26 protein-coding genes and 1 pseudogene are annotated in these 23,432 nt (G+C 65.8%); 8 read left to right on the top strand and 19 right to left on the bottom strand.

Annotated elements, in window-relative coordinates; genetic code table 11:
* From MFF64_RS31195 to MFF64_RS31185, 3 genes are all read right to left on the bottom strand, one after another.
* The coding region (locus MFF64_RS31195) for a hypothetical protein (RefSeq protein WP_238193287.1) at positions 1–568 on the bottom strand (568 nt) is incomplete at its 3' end.
* Between the two features lie 411 nt (positions 569–979).
* Complete coding sequence (locus tag MFF64_RS31190) at positions 980–1,669, bottom strand: hypothetical protein (protein WP_238193286.1); 690 nt, start codon at positions 1,667–1,669, stop codon at positions 980–982.
* Entirely contained in the window at positions 1,645–2,022 is a 378-nt protein-coding gene (locus MFF64_RS31185) for a hypothetical protein (RefSeq protein WP_238193285.1), read from the bottom strand. Before MFF64_RS31185 ends, MFF64_RS31190 begins: the two co-directional genes overlap by 25 nt.
* 14 nt (positions 2,023–2,036) lie before the next feature.
* Between MFF64_RS31185 and MFF64_RS39035 the strand changes: the two genes are divergently transcribed.
* Positions 2,037–2,393, top strand: a complete 357-nt coding sequence (locus MFF64_RS39035) for a DUF6626 family protein (RefSeq protein ID WP_498071633.1) — start codon at positions 2,037–2,039, stop codon at positions 2,391–2,393.
* A gap of 33 nt (positions 2,394–2,426) precedes the next feature.
* On the opposite strand, the gene MFF64_RS31180 is transcribed toward MFF64_RS39035, so the two are convergent.
* Positions 2,427–3,824: a DUF6538 domain-containing protein gene (locus tag MFF64_RS31180; protein WP_238193284.1), complete on the bottom strand. Its 1,398-nt coding sequence runs from the start codon at positions 3,822–3,824 to the stop codon at positions 2,427–2,429.
* A 339-nt stretch (positions 3,825–4,163) separates the two neighbouring features.
* Between MFF64_RS31180 and MFF64_RS31175 the strand changes: the two genes are divergently transcribed.
* From MFF64_RS31175 to MFF64_RS31165, 3 genes are all read left to right on the top strand, one after another.
* On the top strand, positions 4,164–4,763 hold the full coding sequence (locus MFF64_RS31175) for an alpha/beta fold hydrolase (RefSeq protein WP_099899966.1): 600 nt from the start codon (positions 4,164–4,166) through the stop codon (positions 4,761–4,763).
* 78 nt (positions 4,764–4,841) lie between these two features.
* Positions 4,842–6,236: an MFS transporter gene (locus tag MFF64_RS31170; RefSeq protein ID WP_238193283.1), complete on the top strand. Its 1,395-nt coding sequence runs from the start codon at positions 4,842–4,844 to the stop codon at positions 6,234–6,236.
* 38 nt (positions 6,237–6,274) lie between these two features.
* Positions 6,275–6,583 carry a putative quinol monooxygenase gene (locus MFF64_RS31165; RefSeq protein WP_099899967.1) on the top strand — a complete coding sequence of 103 codons (309 nt, stop codon included), beginning with the start codon at positions 6,275–6,277 and terminating at the stop codon, positions 6,581–6,583.
* 16 nt (positions 6,584–6,599) lie between these two features.
* Here the strand turns inward: MFF64_RS31165 and MFF64_RS31160 are convergent, their stop codons facing one another.
* Both MFF64_RS31160 and MFF64_RS31155 read right to left on the bottom strand, forming a co-directional pair.
* Complete coding sequence (locus tag MFF64_RS31160; protein ID WP_099899968.1) at positions 6,600–7,505, bottom strand: NAD(P)-dependent oxidoreductase; 906 nt, start codon at positions 7,503–7,505, stop codon at positions 6,600–6,602.
* Positions 7,502–8,038, bottom strand: a complete 537-nt coding sequence (locus tag MFF64_RS31155) for a carboxymuconolactone decarboxylase family protein (protein ID WP_099899969.1) — start codon at positions 8,036–8,038, stop codon at positions 7,502–7,504. Before MFF64_RS31155 ends, MFF64_RS31160 begins: the two co-directional genes overlap by 4 nt.
* A 168-nt stretch (positions 8,039–8,206) precedes the next feature.
* Here MFF64_RS31155 and MFF64_RS31150 point away from each other — a divergent pair, with 168 nt between their 5' ends.
* Positions 8,207–9,475: an MFS transporter gene (locus MFF64_RS31150; protein ID WP_099899971.1), complete on the top strand. Its 1,269-nt coding sequence runs from the start codon at positions 8,207–8,209 to the stop codon at positions 9,473–9,475.
* 137 nt (positions 9,476–9,612) lie between these two features.
* A complete protein-coding gene (locus tag MFF64_RS31145; protein WP_099899973.1) occupies positions 9,613–10,818 on the top strand; it encodes an ABC transporter substrate-binding protein in 1,206 nt (401 codons plus the stop codon).
* A gap of 590 nt (positions 10,819–11,408) precedes the next feature.
* On the opposite strand, the gene MFF64_RS31140 is transcribed toward MFF64_RS31145, so the two are convergent.
* Positions 11,409–11,666 carry a glycosyltransferase family protein gene (locus MFF64_RS31140; protein WP_238193282.1) on the bottom strand — a complete coding sequence of 86 codons (258 nt, stop codon included), beginning with the start codon at positions 11,664–11,666 and terminating at the stop codon, positions 11,409–11,411.
* A gap of 593 nt (positions 11,667–12,259) precedes the next feature.
* On the opposite strand from MFF64_RS31140, the gene MFF64_RS31135 reads away from it, so the two are divergent.
* A complete protein-coding gene (locus MFF64_RS31135; RefSeq protein WP_238193281.1) occupies positions 12,260–13,135 on the top strand; it encodes a C1 family peptidase in 876 nt (291 codons plus the stop codon).
* A gap of 22 nt (positions 13,136–13,157) precedes the next feature.
* Positions 13,158–13,478 carry a protease inhibitor I42 family protein gene (locus MFF64_RS31130; protein WP_238193280.1) on the top strand — a complete coding sequence of 107 codons (321 nt, stop codon included), beginning with the start codon at positions 13,158–13,160 and terminating at the stop codon, positions 13,476–13,478.
* Positions 13,479–13,618: 140 nt separating this feature from the next.
* Here MFF64_RS31130 and MFF64_RS31125 read toward each other — a convergent pair whose 3' ends face one another.
* The 12 genes and pseudogenes from MFF64_RS31125 to MFF64_RS31075 form a co-directional block, all read right to left on the bottom strand.
* The gene (locus tag MFF64_RS31125; protein WP_238193279.1) at positions 13,619–13,840 is read right to left on the bottom strand and encodes a hypothetical protein; all 222 of its coding nucleotides are present in this window, start codon (positions 13,838–13,840) and stop codon (positions 13,619–13,621) included.
* Positions 13,841–13,843: 3 nt separating this feature from the next.
* The gene (locus MFF64_RS31120; protein WP_099902898.1) at positions 13,844–14,164 is read right to left on the bottom strand and encodes a DUF1275 family protein; all 321 of its coding nucleotides are present in this window, start codon (positions 14,162–14,164) and stop codon (positions 13,844–13,846) included.
* A gap of 95 nt (positions 14,165–14,259) precedes the next feature.
* The gene (locus MFF64_RS31115) at positions 14,260–14,487 is read right to left on the bottom strand and encodes a hypothetical protein (protein WP_238193278.1); all 228 of its coding nucleotides are present in this window, start codon (positions 14,485–14,487) and stop codon (positions 14,260–14,262) included.
* A gap of 23 nt (positions 14,488–14,510) precedes the next feature.
* Positions 14,511–14,858: pseudogene (locus MFF64_RS38235) on the bottom strand (alginate export family protein); the annotation flags it as partial.
* Positions 14,776–15,516, bottom strand: coding sequence for an ABC transporter ATP-binding protein (locus MFF64_RS31110; protein WP_099902896.1), 741 nt, complete (start codon positions 15,514–15,516; stop codon positions 14,776–14,778). The pseudogene MFF64_RS38235 and the gene MFF64_RS31110, both read right to left, overlap by 83 nt.
* The gene (locus MFF64_RS31105; RefSeq protein WP_099902894.1) at positions 15,513–16,295 is read right to left on the bottom strand and encodes an ABC transporter ATP-binding protein; all 783 of its coding nucleotides are present in this window, start codon (positions 16,293–16,295) and stop codon (positions 15,513–15,515) included. The genes MFF64_RS31110 and MFF64_RS31105 overlap by 4 nt, the downstream gene beginning before the upstream one ends.
* Complete coding sequence (locus MFF64_RS31100) at positions 16,289–17,323, bottom strand: branched-chain amino acid ABC transporter permease (RefSeq protein ID WP_238193277.1); 1,035 nt, start codon at positions 17,321–17,323, stop codon at positions 16,289–16,291. Before MFF64_RS31100 ends, MFF64_RS31105 begins: the two co-directional genes overlap by 7 nt.
* Positions 17,320–18,219: a branched-chain amino acid ABC transporter permease gene (locus MFF64_RS31095; protein WP_238193276.1), complete on the bottom strand. Its 900-nt coding sequence runs from the start codon at positions 18,217–18,219 to the stop codon at positions 17,320–17,322. The genes MFF64_RS31100 and MFF64_RS31095 overlap by 4 nt, the downstream gene beginning before the upstream one ends.
* A 25-nt stretch (positions 18,220–18,244) precedes the next feature.
* Positions 18,245–19,477, bottom strand: a complete 1,233-nt coding sequence (locus MFF64_RS31090) for an ABC transporter substrate-binding protein (protein WP_099900842.1) — start codon at positions 19,475–19,477, stop codon at positions 18,245–18,247.
* A 189-nt stretch (positions 19,478–19,666) separates the two neighbouring features.
* A complete protein-coding gene (locus MFF64_RS31085) occupies positions 19,667–22,060 on the bottom strand; it encodes a xanthine dehydrogenase family protein molybdopterin-binding subunit (RefSeq protein WP_238193275.1) in 2,394 nt (797 codons plus the stop codon).
* The gene (locus tag MFF64_RS31080; protein WP_099903470.1) at positions 22,057–22,563 is read right to left on the bottom strand and encodes a (2Fe-2S)-binding protein; all 507 of its coding nucleotides are present in this window, start codon (positions 22,561–22,563) and stop codon (positions 22,057–22,059) included. The genes MFF64_RS31085 and MFF64_RS31080 overlap by 4 nt, the downstream gene beginning before the upstream one ends.
* Positions 22,553–23,410: an FAD binding domain-containing protein gene (locus MFF64_RS31075; RefSeq protein WP_238193274.1), complete on the bottom strand. Its 858-nt coding sequence runs from the start codon at positions 23,408–23,410 to the stop codon at positions 22,553–22,555. Before MFF64_RS31075 ends, MFF64_RS31080 begins: the two co-directional genes overlap by 11 nt.
* Positions 23,411–23,432 lie beyond the last annotated feature (22 nt).

The following is a 23,432-nucleotide window of genomic DNA, read 5'->3' as shown; positions in this document are numbered from 1 at the left end:
CTCCATCGCCAACTTCAAATACATCGCACGCGTCAATGCTTAAGCGCGGTGGTATCACACCATCCGAGCTAAGCAGCCTCTCGGAGGAAACCCCCTTCGCGACGAGCGCGGCAAGCACGTACCCGCGCTTGGTCACAATCGGGCGCAGAGCTTTCTCGTCAGAGCAAGCCTTAGCGAGAGGCTGCCAATCGTTGCTCACCCCGCCATGGATAGGCTTACCGGTCTCTTCAGACAGGAAATCCTTGAGGGCGGACAGGTCGATGGTGCCATTCTGGTCCCTGAACCGCTCAGCGAACCGGAGCGCCTCATAGATCGCCGTACGCCCCACACTCTCAGCCTTATCACCCTGCTCGTCGAGCAGCTTATCGTGCGCCGCCCCAGCCGCCTTCGCCTGCTGGAAGGCGTCGGAATTCGTTACCGCGGTAACGAAATCAGGCCCCTTGGAGGCCACAGGCGCGGGAGTGGGGTCAATGATCTTCCCAGAAGCGCCCCGGGTGGAGACAGGGGAATTCTTTCGCCCAGCCCTATTGTTACGCGCCTTCTTATTCCCAGAAGAGGTAGCAGCCATTCACAATCTCCAATGCAATAGCACATCGGAGAAATCCATTTGCCCGATGTACTTTGCGAAAGGTGATTTGAATGGCATCCATGCATACATCTCCCATTTCTGCACAAAACGACCATCTCACAATCTTTAAATTTGCGCAAATTCATTGGCGCTATTTGGTTAAGAGAAGATACCATAGTTATAACAGCAACTGGATTTCCGAAAGGCGTAGCGAAGCTTCGCTTCGCTCCACCTGCTAGGAGCGATCGTCTGGCTCGACAGGCTCGCCGCCTCTCGCTCCCAGCTTCATCCCTGTGATGGCCTCAAGGCAAAACTCGACCATTATAGCTACCCAACAGGAGGCCATCCAAATTATACAAACACCATGCAGGGAGGGTCCGCGCTGGCTCAGCCCCGGTCTCCCTCGCTCGGCTATGAACGAGCAGTGCGGCTCGCTACGAAATGAGCAGCATCATCTTGGAGGGCTGCACGCCATTGATCCTTTGAGATATATTGGCCCCAATTACCATCGTAGATCAACTTCACACGAATAGAAGCAAAGCGGCTTTTTGCCAGCCATGCATCAGTTACGAACTCGGTGAAGGCATCGACACGATCATCAGGTACGGTCCACGCAAGATGTACATGCATGTTACTGCGGGGCTTTTCAACGAACCCTACAAAGCTTGACCGATCATTGGCGGGAAGTTTATTATAACGCGTACCAAACAGCTTGCGATCTACCTTTCGATGCAACCAGTCTACATCCTGAGCTACTCGTGTTAAAGAGATCTGAGCCATAATTGGGAGACAGTTGATGCTTCGTGAGCCGGGCAGGCTGGACGTCGGGCCAGCAAAACACTCGCCGTCCTGTGAGAACTGATACGAAGGAGATGCTGTGCCGCCTGGGCGTTCAGGATTGTAACTTAAAGTAACAGCGACCGTAGCTCGACGAGCAGCAACAAAAGCTTCCCATGCCGTGGCGAGATCGGTTTTACTCGGTGTTATTGTATGTAGCTTACATTCGGTCGAATGTTTCAGCTTCAGAGCATCTACAGCATCAATCCACTGCTGCTCACACATTGAGGTAACAGGCGTCACGGCGTCACCGATTGAAGCCACTCGTTGATTGTCCCGGCGATAGCGTCGATGCCGTCTTGATCGGTGTCGTCCCACATCTGCTCAAGGACGACGTGCGTGGCTTTAGGATCAAGAAGTTTGTTATTGCGCCATACCGCACGAAATCGGAAGGTAAAGCCTAGTTCGGCATGCTCGACGAGATGCACGAGCGTTACGGCGTCGGCAGGAACGCTGGTTCTATTAGCAATTCTCTTTGTTGAGATACATGCACCTTGCATGCTGATAACAGACACAACGCAATTGGGTGCTAAATATTGACGGGCGACACTCTGAAGCAACATGGAGTTCGCTATATTTAAAGGGCTTGTCATTGATAATTGCTCCTTGAACGGCATACCTCGTTTGACTGATGGAGGTAGCCTACGCTTATTTATCAAGGGAGCGCAAAATGTTTGGTTTTCACCTGATTTCTACGTTTGATAATCTTTACAGATTGGGGGCTGTTCGATCGAAGCGCCATTTTTGCAGAGAGTTCTTAGGACATGGCCCGCACTATTTAAGGGATATGCAACAACGTGAGCGATACGAGTTCTGCGTACCAGCGGCCACGGTCACTCGCCTCCGTGATAAGCTCGAAGCTATGCTGCCATTTTTGTCTAATGACTGCTCTAAACAGATAAAATTGCAGATTGCGAGCATCGACCAGCACGTAGATGTTACGTGCTGGCTGAAATCAACCTCGCCGTACGCATCGCGTAGATCATGATGATTATGGTTACACTTGTAAATATTTGGCGATCTAATACCCAATCGTATCTATCCAGCGCTTCACAACTCGAATAGGATAGCGTCCGTATTGCGCATGAGCTTCACCGGTTTCATGCCCAACTATCTCACGCTGCACATCATCGGGGCACTCTACTTCACGCAACCGAGTGTGCGCGCGATGGCGAAGAGAATATACAACCTTCCTATTATCATTAATGCCAACTCTACGTAGCGCGCGAAGCAGGTTTTTGGGTATGTTTTTTAGACTGCTTCCCGTGAATATGGGACCGACGATTTCTTTTGGCAGATACGGCAATAAGCATTCTGGGAGGGGGACACGGCGCTTGCTTGCTTCTGTCTTCTGTCCCACGCGAACGTACCGGATACCGCCTTCTTGGAACTCCTCTCGTATAGAATATGCCTCCGAATGACGCATACCGGTTGTCGCCAAAAACAGCCACATGAGCCGCTCATCGCGACCGAGAGTTGGGAGCATATTGTCCCTACATAACTTCATATCGGCGTCACTTAAACATAGTCTCTCTAAGGCATCGTCCTTTCGATCAACGACCCGGAAAAATGGGTTACCGGACAGATCGCCGGTCTCATTAGCATGATTGATTGGTGCGGCTAAGAAATTAATTCGTTTGATTATAGTCGCCGTCTTCAATCCTTTGCCGCGCAGATGGCGCACGTAGGCAAAACCATCGGCGCGCGTACACTCCTTAAGTATTTTTCCACCAGAAAAGGCTCTAAAATCTTCCCACGTCGAGCGGGCCTCTGCTGCGTAGCTACCGTTTAGATCGTGACCCTTAAAGCGCAAATATTCTATCAATACATCGAGATCGCTCGATTTTGTTTTTTGGGCTAACTTTATTGTTGGCTGGTCTGCGAACATCATTTTTGCGATGTGTTCTTCCTTAATCCCGAGGGCTCGCGCGCCATCAGGAGTAGTTTGCCAAATTGTTTTCTCTCGTGGTATATTTTCTTCAACTTTAGAAACGATGCCATTGGCATCGATGTGAATTAACTGAGCGATAGTTGCAACGATCTTTGAACCATCGGGGCGAAGATACTCGCGGCCGGGTTCGTGTACAAACGCGGTCGCCATCGTCTGATGCCGCATCATCGAACGGACCATCAAAAGTTCACGTTTATGGTCTTGGATGCGCGGCAACGCTCGCACCATCGCCTCATCGCGATCGGCTGTCCCAAGGGAGACCTCTAAACGCTTTGCTTTATGAATGGGCACAAGCTCGGCAGGGTATACTAATCGCAAGTACCAATTCGCGGACGTCGAGCGCTTGAATAGGTATTTGCCGTGACGTCCGACCATAGGAGCTTCCGTTGTCAGGCAGTGATCGCTGGAACGAGTTATCAGACATATTGTCAGGCAGGCTATCTCGTTGCAATCGCTCATCAAATCCATGGTAAATGCTAGGTGGAACCGCCTCCCTCTTGCGGCACCATCCTGCTCCCACAATTGGCAGCGCTTAGGGTTGGTGTGATCCCTGAGTTTATGACCAAGTCGGCAGCGCCAGGTATTGCCTCCTGATCGGCAGACGATTGTATAGCGGTCTGCCGCATACGCTTCAAACAGCCCTCACATCGTCGGAATGAGGGCCATCATCTTAAACGTGGATTGGAAACCTGCGTCGGCCTGGAAGCGGCGTTCGCATTCGTCAGCCTCGATGGGTGGCGGCGACGTGACCCGCGACATTGCCCGGCACGGCCGGGCGGGTCTCGCCAAGCTCGCGCTCGTCAGCGGGTGTCCCCGATCGTCGGCAAGACCGCGGACCATGACGGGCGGGACAAGGCGTTCCTCGACGCCCTGAAGGCTGGAATCGTCAAGGCCCGGGCGCAGTTCCTCGACGATTTCAGTCCCGTTTTCAACGGCATCCACACGGGGACGAGCGTCTCGCCGGGCGTCTTCAGACAGACGCTGCAGCTCGCCCTGGTGGCCTCGATCAAGGCAACGGTCGATTGCGCCACGGCCCTCGCGGAGACCGGCCTCCGGTCGGACAGGGCCAAGATCGACGTGCCGACCCCGGTGGCCCACGGCGACGCCGATCAGGTCGCGCCGTGCGAGTCCGCCGCCAAGCTCGTCGCCGAGATGATCCGCGACGCGACGCTCAAGGTCTATCCCGGCGCGCCGAAGGCCGGTCGGCAGATCCTCGCCGGGATCATGATCGTCGGCCATGGTTCTCCCGGTCGGCCCGTACGGCGGGCGCGGCCGGGCGAGGATCGTGCGGCGGACGGACTGAAGTCTTGTCGATTCTCGCGGTGTTCTGGCGTCCGCGCGAGCCGGCGCGACGCCGCGCCCCGCGTCCGGACGCGCGATACGACGGTAGCGGAGGGATGCACTTAACCGCTTGCCAGCCGGCCCGCCGGGACACATTCAGAACCGGTGTCGCACCCTGCCCCCTCCCCCCGTCCCGCCCCGGACATGACGCAACCCGAACCACCCGCCGAACCCGCCGCCCGCGAGGGCCTGCCGCCTGCCCAACGCCGGCAGGCGATGGCCGCGGTGCTCGCCGGCGTGGCCCTCGCCACGCTCGACACCGCCATCGCCAACACCGCGCTGCCGACCATCGCGGCCGATCTCGGCGTCGATCCGGCGGAGTCGGTCTGGATCGTCAATGCCTATCAGCTCGCCGTGGTGGCGACGCTCCTGCCGATCGCGGCGCTCGGCGAGATCGTCGGGCAGCGGCGGGTCTACGTCGCGGGTCTCGTGCTGTTCACGCTGGCCTCGCTCGTCTGCGCCCTCGCCTGGTCGCTGCCGGCGCTCGTCGCCGCGCGGGTGCTGCAGGGCATCGGGGCGAGCGCGCTCATGGCGGTCAACGTCGCGCTGATCCGCTTCATCTACCCGACCCACGAGCTCGGGCGGGGCTTGGGGCTCAACGCCTTCGTGGTCGGCGTCGGCTTCGCGCTGGGGCCGACCGTGGCCTCGCTGATCCTGGTGGCGGCGCCCTGGCCGTGGCTGTTCGCCATCAACCTGCCGATCGGCCTCGCGGCCCTGGCCCTCGCCCGGCGCGCGCTGCCGGAGACCGGACGGGCCGGTCACGCCTTCGATAGTGTCGGCGCGCTCCTCAACGCCGCCACCTTCGCGCTGTTCGTGCTCGGCCTCGGCGAGGCGGCCCATGCCGGGCCGCTCTGGCGCGTGCTGGCGGAATTCGCCGGGGCGCTGGCCTGCGGCGCGGCTCTCCTGCGCCGCCAGGCCGATCACCCGGCCCCGATGCTCGCCGTCGACCTGCTCAAGCGCCCGCTCTTCGCGCTGTCGGCCGCGACCTCGGTCTGCTCCTTCGCCGCGCAGGGGCTCGCCTTCGTGTCGCTGCCGTTCCTGTTCCAGCACGCGCTCGGGCGCTCGCAGGTCGAGACCGGCTTCCTGATGACGCCCTGGCCGCTGGTGGTCGCCCTGATGGCGCCGATCGCCGGCCGCCTCTCGGACCGCTACCCGCCGGGCCTGCTCGGCGGGATCGGGCTCGCGATCCTGGCGCTGGGCATGGCCTCGCTCGCGGCGCTGCCGGCCGAGCCGAGCGTGCTCGGGCTCGCCTGGCGGATGGCGTTGTGCGGGGCCGGATTCGGCTTCTTCCAGGCGCCGAACCTGCGCGCCATCATGACGAGCGCGCCGCAAACCCGCGCCGGCGGCGCGAGCGGCATCGTGGCGACCTCGCGGCTCCTCGGCCAGACCACAGGGGCGGCCCTCGTGGCGGCCTGCTTCGCGATCGCGGCAACGCACGGCCCGGCCCTGGCGCTCGGGCTCGGCGCCGCCTTCGCGGGCATCGCCAGCGTGGTGAGCCTGTCGCGGCTGGTCGTGCGGCCGGGACAGGGGGTGGCGTGACCGCGTACCACCAAACAGGCACTCAAGGAGGAAACACCATGATCCACGTCCTCGCCATCATCACTACCAAGCCCGGCCAGCGGGACACGGTTCTCGACGCCTTCCGGGCGAACGTGCCCGCCGTCCATGCCGAGGAGGGCTGCATCGAGTACGGGGCGGCGATCGACACCGACGGGGTGGGGCCGATCCAGGCGCCGCTCGGGCCGGACACCTTCGTGGTGGTCGAGAAATGGGCGAGCCTCGACGCGCTCAAGGCGCATGCGGCCGCGCCCCACATGGCGGCCTACGGTGCGAGGACGAAGGAGCACATCGTCTCCCGCGTCATCCACGTGCTGTCGCCGACCTGAATCGCGAAGGGCGCCCTCACCCGGAGGGCGCCCGGACCTTGACCCCCAGCATCGCCTCGAAGGGCAGCACCATCGCGCCCTTGTCGCGCTCGCCGTGGCCGGCGAGCAAAGCCATCTGGTAGGTCGTCGTGGCGGCGGCCGTCACCGGCAGCGGGAAGCCGCGCGCGACCGAGACCGCGGCGGCGCTGACCAGATCCTTGTAGGCCTTGCCCAGCGGGTAGCCCTCGTCGAACTCGCCGCGCAGGATCCGCGGCACGAAGTACTGCGAGGCGTAGCTGCGGCTCGTGCCCGTCGTCACCACGCTCGCCAGTTGCTGCGGGTCGAGGCCCATCGCCACCGCCATCGGCAGCACTTCGGCGAGCGCCGCGATGTTGATGTCGTAGATCACGTTGTTGACCGTCTTGGTGAGCTGGCCGCTGCCGAGCGGTCCCATGTGCAGCACCTGGGCGCCGATGCGCTCGAGGAGCGGCTTCATCGCCGCGAAAGTCTCCGGCGTGCCGCCGCACATCACCGTGAGCGTCCCGGCCTCGGCCCCGGCCGGCGCCCCGGAGACCGGCGCGTCGAGGACGCACAGGCCCCGCGCCTCCAGCGCCCGGCCGAGGCTCACCGCCTGCCCGTGCGCGATGGTGCTGAGATCGACCACCGTCGCACCCGGCGCGAGGCGCGCGCTGAGCCCGTCGGGGCCGAACAGCATCGCCTCCACCACGTCGCCGTCGGGCAGGCACAGGAACAGCACGTCGGCGCCCGCGACCGCGCCCGTGTCGGTCGTGACGGCGATCCCCGGCTCCGCGAGGCCGGCGACGCGGCCGGGATCGGCATCGACCGCCACGATCGTCTCGGTGCCGTCGCCCTTGCGGGCGAGGTTGAGGGCGATCGGCCAGCCCATCTGGCCGAGGCCCATCACGGCGATGCGGCGGCTCATCGGACGTCTCCCTTGTCGTCGGCGGAGTCGATCCCGATCGCCTCCAGGAACCGCGACACCATGTTGTAGGCGCCGATCGTGGCGGTGAGCTCGACGATCGCCCGCGGATCGAAATGCTCGCGCAGCGCTGCGAAGGTCGCGGGCTCGACGTGGATGGTCCGGGTCATCGCGTCGCAATAGGCCAGGACCGCCCGCTCGCGCGGGCCGAAGACGTCGGCCGCCCGCCAGTCCGGCAGCGCGTCGAGCTGTGCGTGAGTCACCCCCTCGCGCAGGGCGATCGGCACGTGCTGCTCGGCCTCGTAGCGGGCGCCGTTCAGGTGCGCGACCTGCACGATGACCAGTTCGCGCACGTCGCCGGGCAGGTCGCAGCGCTGGCGGATCGCGGTCAGGAAGGCGAGCCAGCCCTCGGCGACCGGCGGGCTGTGCAGCAGCATCGCGTAGAGGTGCAGGATCTCGCCGCGCTCGGCGACGATCCGCTCGGCCAGGGCGGCCGTCTCGGGCCGGGCGGGGTCGGCGTAGGGGATGCGGGCCATTCTCTGTTGTCTCCTCCCTGGGGCCCGGCATCGGTACACCAGGAACCGCGCACGGCGCAGGGTGTCCGGCCCGTTCTTCCCCGACGCGTTGGCGGGAACCCGGGCGCGGTTCGCGGTTCGCGGTTCGATACGCGGGCAGCCTGCCCGGGGTGATCGGGGACCGATGCGATGAACCAGGGACCGCCGAGCCTGCAACGATCGCGCTGGCGGTTCAGCCTGTTCACGCTCCTCTACCTCTACCAGGGCCTCGTGGCCGGCTTCGGCCTGACGGCGCTCGCCAACCACTTCGCCGCCGCGGGCGCCTCCACGGCGGAGGTCGGCCGCCACCTCGCGCTGGTCGGCCTGCCCTGGGTCCTGCAGCCTTTGCTCTGGGGTCCGGTGATCGACCGCGGGGCGCCCCACCGCATGGGGCCGCGCCGCGCCTGGCTGGTCCTCGCCCTCCTCGGTGCGCAGGCGAGCCTCACCGGCCTGCTCCTCCTCGGCGCGGCCGCGAGCCTGACCGCGATCAGCCTCGTCCTCTCCCTGCACAGCCTCGCCGCGTCGCTCGCCGACACCGCCACCGACCGCCTGATCGCCGGCACCGTGCCGACGGACGAACTGGGGCGCATCAGCGCCGCGACGCGGGCGGGCGTCGTGATCGGCAGCGCCGCCGGGAGCGCGGTCTTCGCGTGGATCCTCGCGACGCACGGCTTTCGGGCGGCGGCCGGCGCGCTCCTCGGCCTGACGACGCCGCTCGCCCTCGTCGCCCTCCTCGTGCGCGAGGCACCGGGCGACGCGCTCCTCTCCCTGCACTGGCGGAAACCGGAGCCGGAACGACCCCGGGAGGTACCCGCCTTCCCGCGGCGGCTCCTCGCCTCGTTCCGGCGGCGCGATGCGGCGCTGCTGCTGGCGATGTGCTTCTGCATCGATCTCGGGCTCGCGCTGTTCCAGGTGCCGTTCGCCGTCGCCCTGGTGCAGGTCCATGGCTGGGACGCGGAGGCCCTCTCGCGCCTGCAGGCCCTGCTCGGGCTCCTCGGCGGCACCCTCGGGGCGGCGGGACTCGGCGCGACCGTCGACCGGATCGGGCCGGGGCGGGCCCTGCGCCTCCTCCTCCTCGCCTGCGCGGCGGCGTTCGGGATCGCCGGCGCGCTGATCGCCGCCGGGCTGGAGGCGGCGGCGGGCCCCGTCATCCTGGGCCTCGCCAGCGTGGTGCCGGCGCTGCTCTACGTCGCGCTGCTGCCGGCCGTGCTGCTGGCGAGCCGCACGGGCGGGGCCTCGGCGACGCAGTTCCAGATCTACATGGCGGCGATGAATCTCGGCGATGTGACTGGTGCGGCGCTCGCCGGCCCGCTCACCTCGGGCCTCGCCTCGACGCTGGTCGCGTTCGGCGTCGCGGGCCTGTTCCTGATCTGCGCGCGGGTCGCGCCTGCCGCGGAGAGCGGCCGGCCGGGGGGATAGTCCGCATCACCGCGCCGGACCGGCCGCCGGCGAGAGCCGGAAGGCACACGTCCCTACGGCCGATCGTCGAGCTTGACGACCACCGCCGAAAGACGCCTTCTGGGCCGATAACAACCATCGATCGGGAGGAGATCTTGATGTCCATGAAGCGGTTGCTCTTGTCTGCCGGATGCCTCGTACTGTCGGTGCTGCCCGCCCTGGCGCAGACCAAGGTCAAGATCGGCGTCCTGAACGACATGTCGGGCGTCTACTCGGATATCGGCGGCAAGGGCTCGGTCCTCGCGGCGCAGCTCGCGGCGGAGGATTTCGCGGCGATCAGCAAGGACGTCACCGTCGAGATCGTGGCCGCCGATCACCAGAACAAGCCCGATATCGGCGCCGGCGTCGCGCGGCAATGGTACGACCGGGACGGCGTCGATGCCATCTTCGACGTGCCGACCTCGTCCGTCGCCCTCGCGGTGAGCCAGGTCACGCGCGAGAAGAACAAGATCTTCATCAATTCGGGCGCCGGCACCACCGACCTGACCGGCCCGCAATGCTCGCCCAACACCATCCACTGGACCTACGACACCTATGCGCTCGCGAACGGCACTGGCGGTGCCATGGTCAAGCGCGGCGGCGACACCTGGTTCTTCCTGACGGCGGATTACGCCTTCGGGCAATCGCTTCAGAACGAGACCGCCGCCGTCGTCACGCGCAGCGGCGGCAAGGTTCTCGGCTCCGCCAAGGTGCCGTTCCCGGCGAGCGACTTCTCGTCCTTCCTGCTCCAGGCGCAGGCCTCACGCGCCAAGGTGATCGGCCTCGCCAATGCCGGCGGCGACACGATCAACGCCGTCAAGCAGGCGCATGAATTCGGCATCACGGAGGGCGGGCAGAAGCTCGCGGCGCTGCTGTTCTACGCGCAGGACGCCAAGGCGCTCGGTCTCGAGATCGCCAAGGGGCTTGTGCTCACGGAGGCCTTCTACTGGGACCTGAACGACGGGACCCGGGCCTTCTCGGAGCGCTTCGCCAAGCGTGCGAACGGCAACATGCCGAGCATGAACCAGGCCGGCGTCTATGGCGGGCTGATGCACTACCTGAAGGCGGTCGCGGCGACGAAGTCGAAGGACCCCAAGGTCGTCATGGAGTGGATGAAGGCCAACCCGACCGACGATCCGCTGTTCGGCAAGGGCCTGGTCCGGCCCGACGGCCGCACGATCCACGACATGTACCTGTTCGAGGTCAAGAAGCCGTCCGAATCGAAGGGCCCCTGGGACGTCTACAACAAGCTCGCCACGATCCCCGGCGACCAGGCCTTCAAGCCGATGAGCCAGGGCGGCTGCCCGCTGGTGGGCAAGAGCTGAGCGCGGACCGGCGGACGCGAGCGCGATCGTGCGACCGGACGGGGAAACCCGTCCGGTCGCGGCCGGCCCATCGCCATCAGGAGCAGGCGCAACGGACCATCAGGCGTTCATCCCGGGATCGTACCGCATGGACAAGCGCATGGGCGGCTTGGATGTCTATGCGGACGCGATTCGATCCCGTTGAAGCCATGCACCTCGAAGATCGTTCCGGTTCGATGCCGTCCGTCACCTCGAAGAGATGGGACGTCCTGGCCCTGCCTGCCTTTTCAGGATTCACGATTGACTTGACCTGCCTGTCGCACAGGAAATCCTCCCGGGCACGGCGTGTGACGTTATCGATGATCAGCCATCGGGATGCGCGCTATGCCCGGTCGATCCGTGGATACGTCAGTTGAACGGCTATCGCTCCGACCTCTCCGACGCGCGCTCTCGTGTGCCGGACCTCGTTGCCGTTGACCGGTTAGAGGAACTCGTCCGCATCGATGAAGGCGATCCACTCGACGTCTCTCGCGCATGACCTGATGGTATCGTCGTAGCGATCCGTTTGGGGCGGCCGTCTCGGGCCGGGCGATGCGATCCCTGTCGCGAAGCTAATCGACGATGTCGGTCGTCTCGTCCGTGCCGCCCTTGTCGATGCGGATGATCTTTGCGAAGCCGACGGCGCGGTGGAAAGCCAGCCACTCCCGCAGGATCGACGCTTCGTTTTCGACGGTGCAAGGTTTTCGACGGTGCAAGACATGGCGGCATAAATCATCGCGGCTCCTTGCGGTCACCGCAGTATCGCGCGTGCGCCGCCGTCCCTCCGGGTGAGCGACCGGATGCGCCCCGCGGAGCGCAGCGATTGGCACCGTCCCTCCTCCACTCGGCGGCGACCGAGGTCCTCCGGCCATCCTCCGTCGTGGTCTTCGCCATTCCCGCGATGGAGTATCCTCAATTAGAGATTGTAATTACCTGGACCTGAATGGCAAACGGTTGGAGATCGGTATCCCGCACAACGGACTTGGCTGGGTCCGGGTCCCGACCGCGAGGAAGCCCGTCCGGCTCCTGTCAGCGGTCTGGAAGACATTTCGGCGTTTTACCACTGCGCTCCGCCAAGTTTTTCTGTCGAATAACCACGATATATAATCTCAATATATAAATATTCGCAGCGTGCATTCACTCCCAAGAATCTTACATGTATTAATACGATATTTTAGAAATATATTTTTGATGTTTGAATATTAATTTATATTGGAAAATTATTAACTCGGCTGACTACATAGCGGATCACAAAGAAACGGCTTGACGGGATCCGGTGCATTTTGATCTAAGGTGCAATCTGATAATTAGAGTTGCGGAAATTCCTCCACGGAAAGAGGATGATTTCCCGGCTATTGTGTCGTCGAGGAATAACCAAGATGCAGCCCTGTGCCATTCTGCATTTTTGGTAGGAGCGTTGTAGATGGAAGCCAGTCACGTCCAAAAGGTCATAGATGTTCTGGGAGGTGAGTGGATCGCCAAGGACAACCGTATTTCCGCTGCCGTGCTGAAAAGCGGAACGATGGCGTTCATGGGCCTTCAAAATGCCCTTACTGCCGTCGAAGAAGAGACGAAGCTGGCGCGCACGACAGAGCCTCAGATGGCCAGCCTGTCGCCGCCACCGCGCAAAGTGGACTGGCGTGACAACAATGGAAATTATGTTACCGGCATCAAGTATCAAGGGGCGTGCGGCTCATGCGTAGCGTTTGCGGTGTGTGCGATGCTGGAGGCAAGAGTAAGAATTTTGCAAAACGATCCAAATTTGGAAATTGATCTCTCCGAAGCTCACCTGTTTTCATGCGGATGCACTAACTGTTGCGACAAGGGCTGGCACAACGAAAAAGCACTTAAACACGCCCGGAAAGGCATCGGATTGGAAAAAGATTTCCCCTATAAACCCGGAAACCAAAATTGCCCTAAACAGGCATTGTCACCATATTTAAAAGTGAGATCATATTCCGTCATCAAAGGCGAAGAGACACGGAAACGGATCATCGCGGCGAAAGGTCCTGTCGTCGCTTCGATGGAAATCTACGACGATTTCCGGAACTATGGTGGCGGAATATATAGTCACATGACGGGATCCCTCAAAGGGCATCACGCCGTCTGCATTATCGGCTACAATGACGACGACAAATACTGGATTGTGAAGAATAGCTGGGATACCGACTGGGGTGAAAATGGATTTTTTAAAATAAAATACAATGAGTGTGGCATCGACGAAAAATTCGCGTTTTACGACGCAGACCTCGTTCTGGTACCGGCGAATTTACCACCTGCAAACAATCAGGTAGCATAGTCTCTTGAGAAGGAGTCTGTCCATGCCTAGAAAACGGCTATTGCGTCCGATATCCGAGAGCACGAACGCATCGGCGCATGTCGGCCAAAATGTAGCTGTCGAATTACGTGGTGGAGGCGGCAGTGGATTTGCGTGGGAGCCAGTCTCGCCTTTGCCAAACGGCGTCAGTCTGAAAAAAGAATACAAGATCCCATCGTCGAAGACCAGCATTGGAGGAGCAGGAAGAGAAATATTGAATTTTATTTTTGATAAAAAGGGCCACTATGAGGTCAATTTAGGCTTTGTTTCGCCGAGCGGCCGTGAAGTCGTGGAGAAGAAAAAACTTAATTTTGACATAGACTAAATATTAGGGATTATTATCATATTGACAACCTTATGATACCGATGACAAAGCGAGAGTGGAGGCGGCAGTAGCAGGCAGATGTTATGTCAAATTTTTCGGTGTGCTGTCGGTAAAAGTTGTTAATATTGCGGAGATTTTTATCACTCAGCGCTGAAGAGTGAGAAATCGGGACGCAAAGGCATGCTGTGGGGAGCCACCGAGCGGCTCGAAGCCACGGCGGCGAGACCGACGAGGTCGTAGAGCGGGGCCGCCAGTCCGCAGCCGAGGGCGAAGGCCGCCACAGCCGCGCTCATGCAGGCGATCCGGCGCCGGCCCTCGTGCCCGGCCGGTACGTCGCGCACGAGGTCGGCGAGGCCGATCATGATCTACGTCGTGATGCCGGTCATCACGGTCGAGGGCGGCGCCTCGGGCAGATGCGCCCGGTGCGCCGCGTTCTGCACCGCCATCGCGACGACCAGCACCGCGCCGGTGAGGAGCGCCGCCGGACGATCGGCATCCGCGAAGGGCCCGAGCGCGATGGCGAGCGACGATCCGAGGGCCAGGAAGGCGCATTGGGCGGGGAGCGCGCCGGCGCAGGACCGGCCGGCCTCTTCCAGGCGGCGGCCGACGAGCCGGATCAGGCGGACCGCGACGTAGAACACCGGCAGCGCCAGGAGCCTCGCCCAGGCGCCTGTGGCGCCGTGCACCGTCGCGGCGCCGACCGCGCGACGTCGCCGCCGACGAAGCTCAGGATCTGGGCGAGGGAGGGGCGCAAGGGTTTTCCGTTCCGGGAAGGGGTGGCTCACCACGCGGTGGGCAGCTCGTCGCCGAGATCGGTGCCGTCCTTGCCCCCGCCCTCGCGGATCGTATCGCCGGCGGCGAATCGCACCGCCTCGACCGCGCCGGTCAGGCCGGGGGCGACGATGTCGTCCGCCCGCAGCGTTCCCGCAGGCGCCGCTCCACAGCCGCCCGCGCCCGGCACCGGGTTGCTCGGCTGCACGCAGGTCGCGTCGGCGTGGTCTGGCGCCATTGCAGCCCCAGCGCAGCGCTGACCGCGAGACCCGGGACCGGGCGCACCGTGAGGGACGGCCTGAGATGGAGGAGGTTGACGCAACTCGTGTAGCCGGCGCGCGTGACGCAGTCGCCGTTGGGACGGAGCGGGTTGAAGGTGCCCAAGGTGGAAGCGCCCCGGCGGGTGTCACCCGAGGCGGCGTCGAGGAAGCGGGTGCCGTCGCGCTCGTCGTGCCCTCCGGGCCCGGGACAGAGGCGAGATGGAGAGGTGGTGCGAGGTCGAAAGCCAGAGCTCGGACCGGCTCCCTCACACCGCGCAGTAGCGCGCCTGAATCTCCGGATCCGCCCGCAGCTCCGCCGCCGGTGCGTGGTGCACCACCGCGCCGCCATCGACGATGTAGACGCGGTCCGAGACCTCCAGCGCCAGTTCGACGTTCTGCTCGACCAGGAGGATCGTGGTGCCGGAGCGCTTCATCGCGACGAACTGCTCGAACATCTCCTCGACCAGGACCGGCATGATGCCCTCGGACGGCTCGTCGAGGAGCACCATCGTGGGCTCCGCCATGAGGGCGCGGGCGATGGCGAGCATCTGCTGCTCGCCGCCCGACATCGTGATCGCCTCCTGCTTCAGGCGCTGCTTGAGGCGTGGAAAGGTCTCGGCGATCGCCTCGATCCGGCGCGCCTCCTCCCGCTGATGGCGCGAGGCCAGGATGCCGAGGCGCAGGTTCTCCTCCACGGTCAGGCCCGGCACGATGCGCCGCTCCTCGGGCACGTAGGCGAGGCCGCGATGGAAGCGCGAATCGGGGGGCAAGGGCAGGATGTCCTCGCCCGCGAAGCTCACGCGGCCGGCGCGCCGGGCCACCAGCCCCATGATCGCCTTCAGGGTCGTCGTCTTGCCGGCGCCGTTGCGGCCGGCGAGCGTGACGATCTCGCCGGGCTGCACCAGGATCGAGAGGCCCTGGAGGACGTGGGAGTGGCCGTACCAGGCCTGGAGATCCTCGACCGCGAGGAGCGGCGCGGTGCGCCCTTGCTGCACGACCGCGCTCACGCGCTCTTGCCCAGATAGACGCGGCGCACCTCCGGATGCGCCCGGATGTCGTCGGGCGTGCCCTCGGCCAGGAGCTGGCCCTGGTGCAGGACGACGAGCCGACGGCACAGGCCCATGACGAGCTTCATCTTGTGCTCCACGAGGATCAGCGTGCAGGTCTCGGCGAGGCGCTGGACGAGGTCCATCATCGCCCGGGTCTCCTCCGGGCTCATGCCGGCGGTCGGCTCGTCGAGGAGGAGCAGGCTCGGCTCGGCGGCGAGCGCCACCGCGATCTCGAGCGCCCGCTGCTCGCCATGGGCGAGCTCGCGGGCGAGCCGGTCCAGGCGATGGCCGAGGCCCACCGCACCGAGCAGGGCCTCGGCCCGCTCGGTCAGTTCGGGAAAGGCCGAGCGGTCGCGAAACAGCGGGACGCGGACATTCCGCGCCTGGGCCGCCACGCGGACGTTCTCGCGCACCGTGAGATGCGGGAAGACGTTGGTGATCTGGAACGACTTGGCGATGCCCATCCGGGCGAAACGGTGCGGCGGGAGGCCCGTGATGTCGCGGCCCCGGAACAGCACCCGGCCCTCGCTCGGCGGGACAGCGCCGGAGATCAGGTTGAAGAAGGTCGACTTGCCGGCCCCGTTCGGGCCGATGATCGCCGTGATGCCGCCCTCCGGGAAATCGACCGTGACGCCCGACAGGGCACGGAACTTGCCAAAAGCCTTGCCGAGTCCCTGCGCGGAGAGGATCGGCGGGGCGGCAACGGGCGCCCGGGGGACCGGAATGCCGCTCACCATCCCGCCCTCCTGAGGCGCGCCAGCACCTCGCCCCAGATGCCGAGCGGCAGGAACAGCACGAAGGCGATGAAGATCGCGCCGACGAAGAGCTGCCAATGGCTGGTGAGCGTGGTGAGCCCGTCCTGGAGCAGCGAGAAGGTCGCCGCACCGACGAAGGGCCCGAAGAACGTTCCCATCCCGCCGAGCAAGGCCATCATCACCGCCTGGCCGGAGGTGGAGTAATGCATGGTCTCGATCGGCACGATCGAGAGATGGATCGCCTGCAGGGCCCCGGCGAGCCCGCACAGGGCGCCGGAGATCACGAAGGCGACGAGCTTCATCCGGCGCACGTCGTAGCCGCAGGCCTGGGCCCGGTTCTCGTTCTCGCGGATCGCCTCGAGGGCGGCGCCGAAGGGCGAGGACAGGAGGCGCGAGAACAGCCACACGGCCAGCCCCACCACCGCCAGAACGGCGTAGTACTTCACGGTGGGATTGAGCAGATCGAGGCGGAAACCGGGGAGCGACAGGCTCGGCACGTTGATGCCGCGCAACCCGTTCTCGCCGCCGGTGAAGGACTCCGCCTGGTAGAAGGCGTAGTAGACGCACATCGACAGGGCGAGCGTCGTCATCGCGAAGTAGATGCCGCGGGTGCGGATCGCGAGCGCGCCCATCGCCACCGCGATCAGGGTGGCGAGCAGGGTGCCGGCGACGAGGGCCAGCACCGGGTGCAGCCCGTAATGGACGATGGCGATGCCGCTTCCATAGGCGCCGCCGCCGAGGAACGCGGCGTGGCCGAAGGACAGGAGGCCCGTGTAGCCGAACAGAAGGTTGAACCCGAGGGCGTAGAGCCCGAGCACCAGGATGTTGGCGGCGAGCGCCTGGTAGGGGGCGATCCACGGGAAGACGACCAGGAAGGCGAGCGTCAGGGCGACCCGGTGGCGGGAGGCGAGCGCCAGCCAGCGCCCGGTCCGGCCCGCCCCCGGGCGCGCGGCAGGGGACGCGGCGGGGGACGCGGCGGCGCCGACCGGGGTGGTGGTCTGCGCACTCATCCGAGCGCCCCCGCCCGTCCGAGGAGGCCGCGGGGCCGCACCAGCAGCACCAGGGCCATCAGAGCGAAGATCGCCATCTTGGTCATGTCGGGGGCGATGAGCGAGGTCATGGCGACGACGATGCCGACGATCAGCCCCGCGAGCACCGCGCCGGCGAGCGAGCCCATGCCGCCCACCACCGTCACCACGAAGGCTTCCGCCAGGACCGGGATCCCCATCTCGGGGGTCACGCCCTGGAGCGGCGCGGCCAGGATGCCGGCGAGGCCCGCGAGCGCGCAGCCGAGGCCGAAGATCGCGAGCCAGACCCGCGAGATGCGGATGCCGAGCACCTGCACGATCTGCGGATCGCGGGCTCCGGCCCGGATGACGAGCCCGAACGAGGTGCGCTCGATGAACAGCCACAGGGCGCCGACCACGATTCCCGCGAACACGATCAGGAACAGCCGGTAGAGCGGGAAGTAGCCGATGCCGAGATCGACGGCGCCGCGCAGCTCCGGCGGCGCACCGAAGGGCAGGCCGGTGAGCCCGAAGGCGATGCGGACCGCCTCGATCATCACGTAGGACAGGCCGAAGGTGAGGAGCAGCGGATCGTCGATCCCCCGCCCGTAGAGCGGGCGGACCAGCACCCGCTCGACCGCGAGGCCGAGCAGCCCCATCGCCAGGGGTGCGGCGACCAGGCTGAGCCAGAAGCTGCCGGTATAGCCGTACAGGAACACGCCGACATAGGCGCCCATCATGAAGAAGGCGCCGTGGGCGAAGTTGACCACGTTCATCAGACCGAAGATCAGCGACAATCCGATCCCGACCAGCACGTAGATCGCCCCGAGGGCGACCCCTGTGACGACCTGCAGGGCCAGGAGATCGAGCGGGAAGCCGCCCAGGGTGAGTTCGCTCATGGCTGCGCTCCCGCTCGATCGCGCCTCACGCCTTGTGCCCGAGCTCGTCGCAGCTGCGCAGGAACCGCTCGTCGGGTCCCTCGGTGCCGACGATGGTGAAGACGTCGTCCGGTGTCTTCATGTCCTTCGACTTCGACTCGACGACCAGCACCGACTGGATCGACTGGTGATCGCATTTCCGGAAGCTCTGCGGCCCCTTGTAGAAATCGGCCTTCAGCCCCTCCATCGCCGCGACGACCTTGTCGGTCTCGACCGACTTCGCCGCCTTCACCGCCTCCAGTACCGAGCGAACGCCGGCATAGCCGAGCGCACCGTAATCGGAGGGCACGGCCCCGTTATAGGCGGCGCGGAAGCGGTCGTTGAACGCCTTGGCGGTCGGCACCGTGTCCTCCAGGCGCCAGTAATAGGAGGTGCCGCCGATCACCCCGTCGAAGGCCTCGCCGCCGGCCTTGCGCGATGTGAAGAGCAGGACCGGCGCGACGAGCTTGGTGGTGCGCTTGAGCCCGAACTCCGTCGCCTGCTGGATCGACACGACCTGGTCACGGCCGAAATTGCACAGGCACAGCACGTCGGGCTTGAGCGCGGCGATGCGGGGCAGGAAGGCGGAATAATCCGAGGCGCCGATCGGGTGGCGGATATCGGCGACGACCTGGATGCCGGAGGCCTCGCCGGCGCGCTTGAAGCCCCGCATCATCTCGTGGCCGTAGGCGTAGTCGGCGCTCAGGAAAGCGACCCGCTTGCCGAATTTCGGGAAGACGTGGCGGCCGACGGCGCCCGCGGTCATGTGCGGGTTCAACGCCTCGTGGAAGGTGGTACGGCCAAAATCCTTCGCCTCGTTGATCGCGTCGGACTGGGTGATCGAGTTGTAGATCACCCCGCGCTCGCGGGCGACGTTGTTGATCGACAGGGTCACCGCCGCCGACAAGCCGCCGACCAGGAAGTTGACCTGGTCCTTCTCGATCAGCTCCAGCGTGCGGGTGGCCGCCTCGCCGGGATTGAGCTTGTCGTCGCGCACCAGCAGCTCGGCCTGACGGCCCTCGAAGCCGCCGGCCTCGTTGAATGCCTTGATGGCGAGCTGAGCCGCGCGCACCTGGTCGTTCGCCTCGGCCCCGAAGGCGCCGGTGAGCGGCACCGGGAAGCCGATCCGGATCGGCTTGCCTTGCGCGGCCGCATTGCGCAGCAGCGCCGGGGCGGCGAGCGCCAAAGCGGACGCGGCGGCGCCGCCACGGAGCAATCCTCGCCTGTCGAAGCCGGTCATCTGCGCGATCCCTCTCGTTGAGTGTGGCGTTTCCTGGGTGGGGACCGGCCTCTTGGATGGACCGTGTCCCGTGGTCTTTCCTGACGCTGTTCGATCGCCTCGGGCTGAACTCATACCCACCGGGTCGTTCCGGGGCCGCGACAGCGGAGCCCGGAATGACCATGGAGAGCGTGAACCCCGTCCGCGAGATCAGATCACCCCCAGCGCCTCCAGCACCACGTCCGGCGTCACCGGCTGGCGCGCGACCCGGGCGTCGAGCGGGCGCAGGGCGTCGTTGATCGCGTTGACCACCGCCGCCGGGGCGCCCGCCGTCCCGGCCTCGCCCGCACCCTTGGCGCCGATCTCCGAGGTGGCGGTGGCCGAGACGACGTGGACGACGTCGATGTCGGGCATCTCTCCGGCCATCGGCACGAGGTAACTGGCCATCGAGCCGTTCAGGAGCTGGCCCTCCGCATCGTAGAGGCAGTGCTCGAACAGCGCCCCGCCGATGCCCTGGACGATGCCGCCGCGGATCTGCTCGTCGACCAGGAGGGGATTGAGCACCGTGCCGCAATCCTCGACGCACCAGTGCTTGAGGAGCCGCACGAAGCCGGTCTCGACATCGACCTCGACGTAGGAGGCCTGCACCCCGTTGGTGAAGGCGAAGGGATAGTCCTTCGGCACGTAGTGCCGGGTCGCGACGAATTCCGGCTGCAGGCCCGGCGGCAGGGTGTCGGGCCGGAAATAGACGATGCGGCCGAGCTCGGAGAGCGGCATCCGCTCGGTGCCGGTGGCCGCATCGACGACCGCGCCGTTGCGGATGTCGAGCCGTCCCGGATCGAGCTGGAGGATGGCACCCGCCACCGCCACCACGTTGGCGCGCAGCGCCTTGCCCGCCTGCCAGGCCGCCTCGCCGCCGATGCCGGCGCCGCGCGAGGCCCAGGTGCCGCCGCCATAGGGCGTGGCCTGCGTGTCGCCCGAGATCACCCGGACCCGCTCGATCGGCACCCCGACCGCGGTGGCGACGACCTGCGCGATGATGCCTTCCGTGCCCTGGCCCTGCTCGGTCACGCTCACGGACGCCACCACCCCGCCCTGCGGGTCGAGGCGGATCGTGCAGCCGTCCTGCGACGAGATCCGGGCGCCGCCGACGCCGTAGAACGCCGCCGAGGGATTGGTGATCTCGATGAAGGCGGCGAGCCCGATGCCGCGATGGATGCCGCGGGCGCGCAGAGCCGCCTGCTCGGCCCGTAAGGCGTCGTAGTCCATCATCGCCTTCAGCTTCGCCAGGGCCGCCTGGTGCGAGAGCTGTTCGAGCTTGATCCCCGAGACCCCGGCGCACGGATAGGCGTCGTCCGGGATGACGTTGCGCTCGCGGATCGCGAAGGGATCGAGCCCGAGCCGCGCGGCGCCGAGATCGACCAGCCCCTCGGCCACCATGGTGGCGATCGGATGGCCCACCGCCCGGTACTGGCAGGTCGGCGCCTTGTTCTGCAGCACCACCCGGGCGCGGGCGCGGTAGGCCTGATGCCGGTAAGGCCCGCCGGTCAGGTTCACGACCTGGTTGGCCTCGACCGCGCTGGTGCGCGGATAGACCGAGTAGGGCCCGATCCCCGTCAGGTCGTCGATTTCGAGGGCGAGAATGTCGCCGCTGTCAGAGAACGCCATCCGGGCGCTCACCCGGTGATCGCGGGCATGGATGTCGCTCTGGAAGCTCTCGAGCCGGTCGGCGACGAACTTCACCGGGCGCTTGAGCATGAGCGCCAGGGCGCAGGTCGCCATCTCGTCGGGATAGATGTGGACCTTGATCCCGAACGAGCCGCCGACATCCTTGCAGATCACCCGGACCGCGTGCTCGGGCAACGACAGGTGCTTGCACAGGATGTCCTGCATCATGTGCGGCGCCTGGAACGAGTGGTGGACGGTCAGGAGCCCGTCCGCCGCCGCCCAGTCGGCCAGGATCGCCCGCGGCTCCAGGCAGACGCCGGTGTGGCGCCCGAAGTGGAAGGTCTCCTCGACCACCACGGCCGCGTCCCGGAACGCGGCATCGACCTCGCCGACATCGAGGAGGCGCTCGAAGGCGAGGTTGTCGCCGAGTTCGGCGTGGATCGCCGGGGTGGCGGGGTCGAGGGCCGTCTCCATGTCGACCACCGCCGGCAGCGGCTCGAACGCGACGGCGATCGCGCCCAGCGCGTCCTCGGCCTCGGCCCGGCTGCGGGCGACGACGGCGCAGAACGGCTCGCCGACCCAGGCCACCCGGTCGACCGCCAGCGCGTGCTGGGGCGCCGAGCGCAGGCCCTTGAAATGGCCGAGCACGCCGACCCACGGGGTGCAGAGCGTGGCAAGCTCCGCCCCCGTCACCACGGCGACCACACCGGGCATCGCCTTCGCGGCCGTGGTGTCGATCGACAGGATGCGGGCGTGGGCGTGGGGGCTTCTCAGGAAGGCGACGTGGGCGAGGCGCGCCGCCGGCACGTCGTCGACGTAGGTCCCGCGGCCCTCGAGCAGGCGCCGGGCGTTCGGGCGCGGCACCGAGCGGCCGATATAGCTGTTCGGCCGTTCGAGGAAGGTGAGGCCGGCAGCCTCCATCGTGTCCCGGCTCATTCCGCCGCCTCCTTGCTGCGGCGAGCCTCGGCGGTGGTACTGATCGCGTCGACGATCGCGTGATAGCCGGTGCAGCGGCAGTAATTGCCCGAGATCGCGTCCCGGATCTCCTCGCGGGACGGCGCCACGGCTTCGGACAACAGCTCGACCGCGGTGACCAGCATTCCGGGGGTGCAGTACCCGCATTGCAAGGCGTTGCGGGCGTGGAACGCGTCCTGGAGGTCGCGGATGCGGCCGCTCTCGGTCAGGCCCTCGACGGTCTCGACCGTCGCGCCGTCGGCCTGGACCGCGAGCATCAGGCAGGCGCGCATCGCCCGCCCGTCGACCAGCACCGTGCAGGCGCCGCAGACCCCGTGCTCGCAGCCGAGATGGACGCCGGTCAGCCCGAACTCATGGCGCAGGAGATCGCCGAGATGCGTGCGCGCCGGCGCCCGGCAGCGCACGGATTCGCCGTTGAGCGTGAAGGCGATCGCGCGTTCGCGCTGCGGAGCCTCAGGCGCCATGGCGGCCTCCCTCGAGCATCCGGCCCGCGACGCGGCCGAGGATCACCCGGGCGAGGTGGAGCCGCGTTTCGGGCCGGGTCCCCGGATCCTCCGGCGGATCGAGCTCGTCCGCGAGAGCGACCTGCGCGCCCTTGAGGTCGCCGGCTTCGAGCGCCGCCGCGGCCCTCCGCGCCAGGACGGGCCGGTCGGCGAGGCCGAAGAAGGCGAGCCGCACCGCGGTGAGCCCGGGCCCGCGCCGCCGCGCGGTCGCCGCGAGCCCCGCCAGCGCGTAGTCGCCGCGACGGCGCGCCAGTTCGTCGAAGCCCCAGACCGCGTCCGGAGCCGGCACCGGGACCTCCACCGCGACCACGATCTCGCCAGGCGCGAGCGCCGTGGCGTAGAGGCCCTGGAAGAAATCCTCCGCCGCGACCCGCCGCTCTTCGCGAGGGCCGCGCAGAACGATCGTCGCCGCGAGCGCCAGGCAGCAGGCCGGCCACTCCGTCGCCGGGTCGGCGAGCGCCATCGAGCCGCCGATCGTGCCGCGGTTGCGGATCGCCGGATGGGCGATGTGGGGCATCGCGGCGGCGAGAAGCGGCAGGCGCGCCCGCACGATCTCGGCCACGCCGACGTCGCGGTGGCGCGTCATCGCGCCGATGCGCACGACATCGCCCTCCTGTGTCACGCCGGACAGGCCGGGGACCGCGTTGAGATCGACCAGCACCGAGGGAGCGGAGAGGCGCAGGTTGAGCGTCGTCACCAGGCTCTGGCCGCCGGCGAGCGGCACCGCGTCCTCGCCGTGCGCGGCGAGGAGCGCCAGCGCCTCGTCGAGGGAGGCGGGGCGCGCATAGGCGAAGTCGGGCGCTTTCAAGCCCTCTTCCTCCCTGATGGGC

The sequence above is a fragment of the Methylobacterium frigidaeris genome, from assembly GCF_022179185.1.
Classification (GTDB): Bacteria; Pseudomonadota; Alphaproteobacteria; order Rhizobiales; family Beijerinckiaceae; genus Methylobacterium; species Methylobacterium frigidaeris.
The sequence above is the reverse complement of the archived record's forward strand: the minus strand, read 5'-3'. Positions and strand labels throughout refer to the sequence as shown.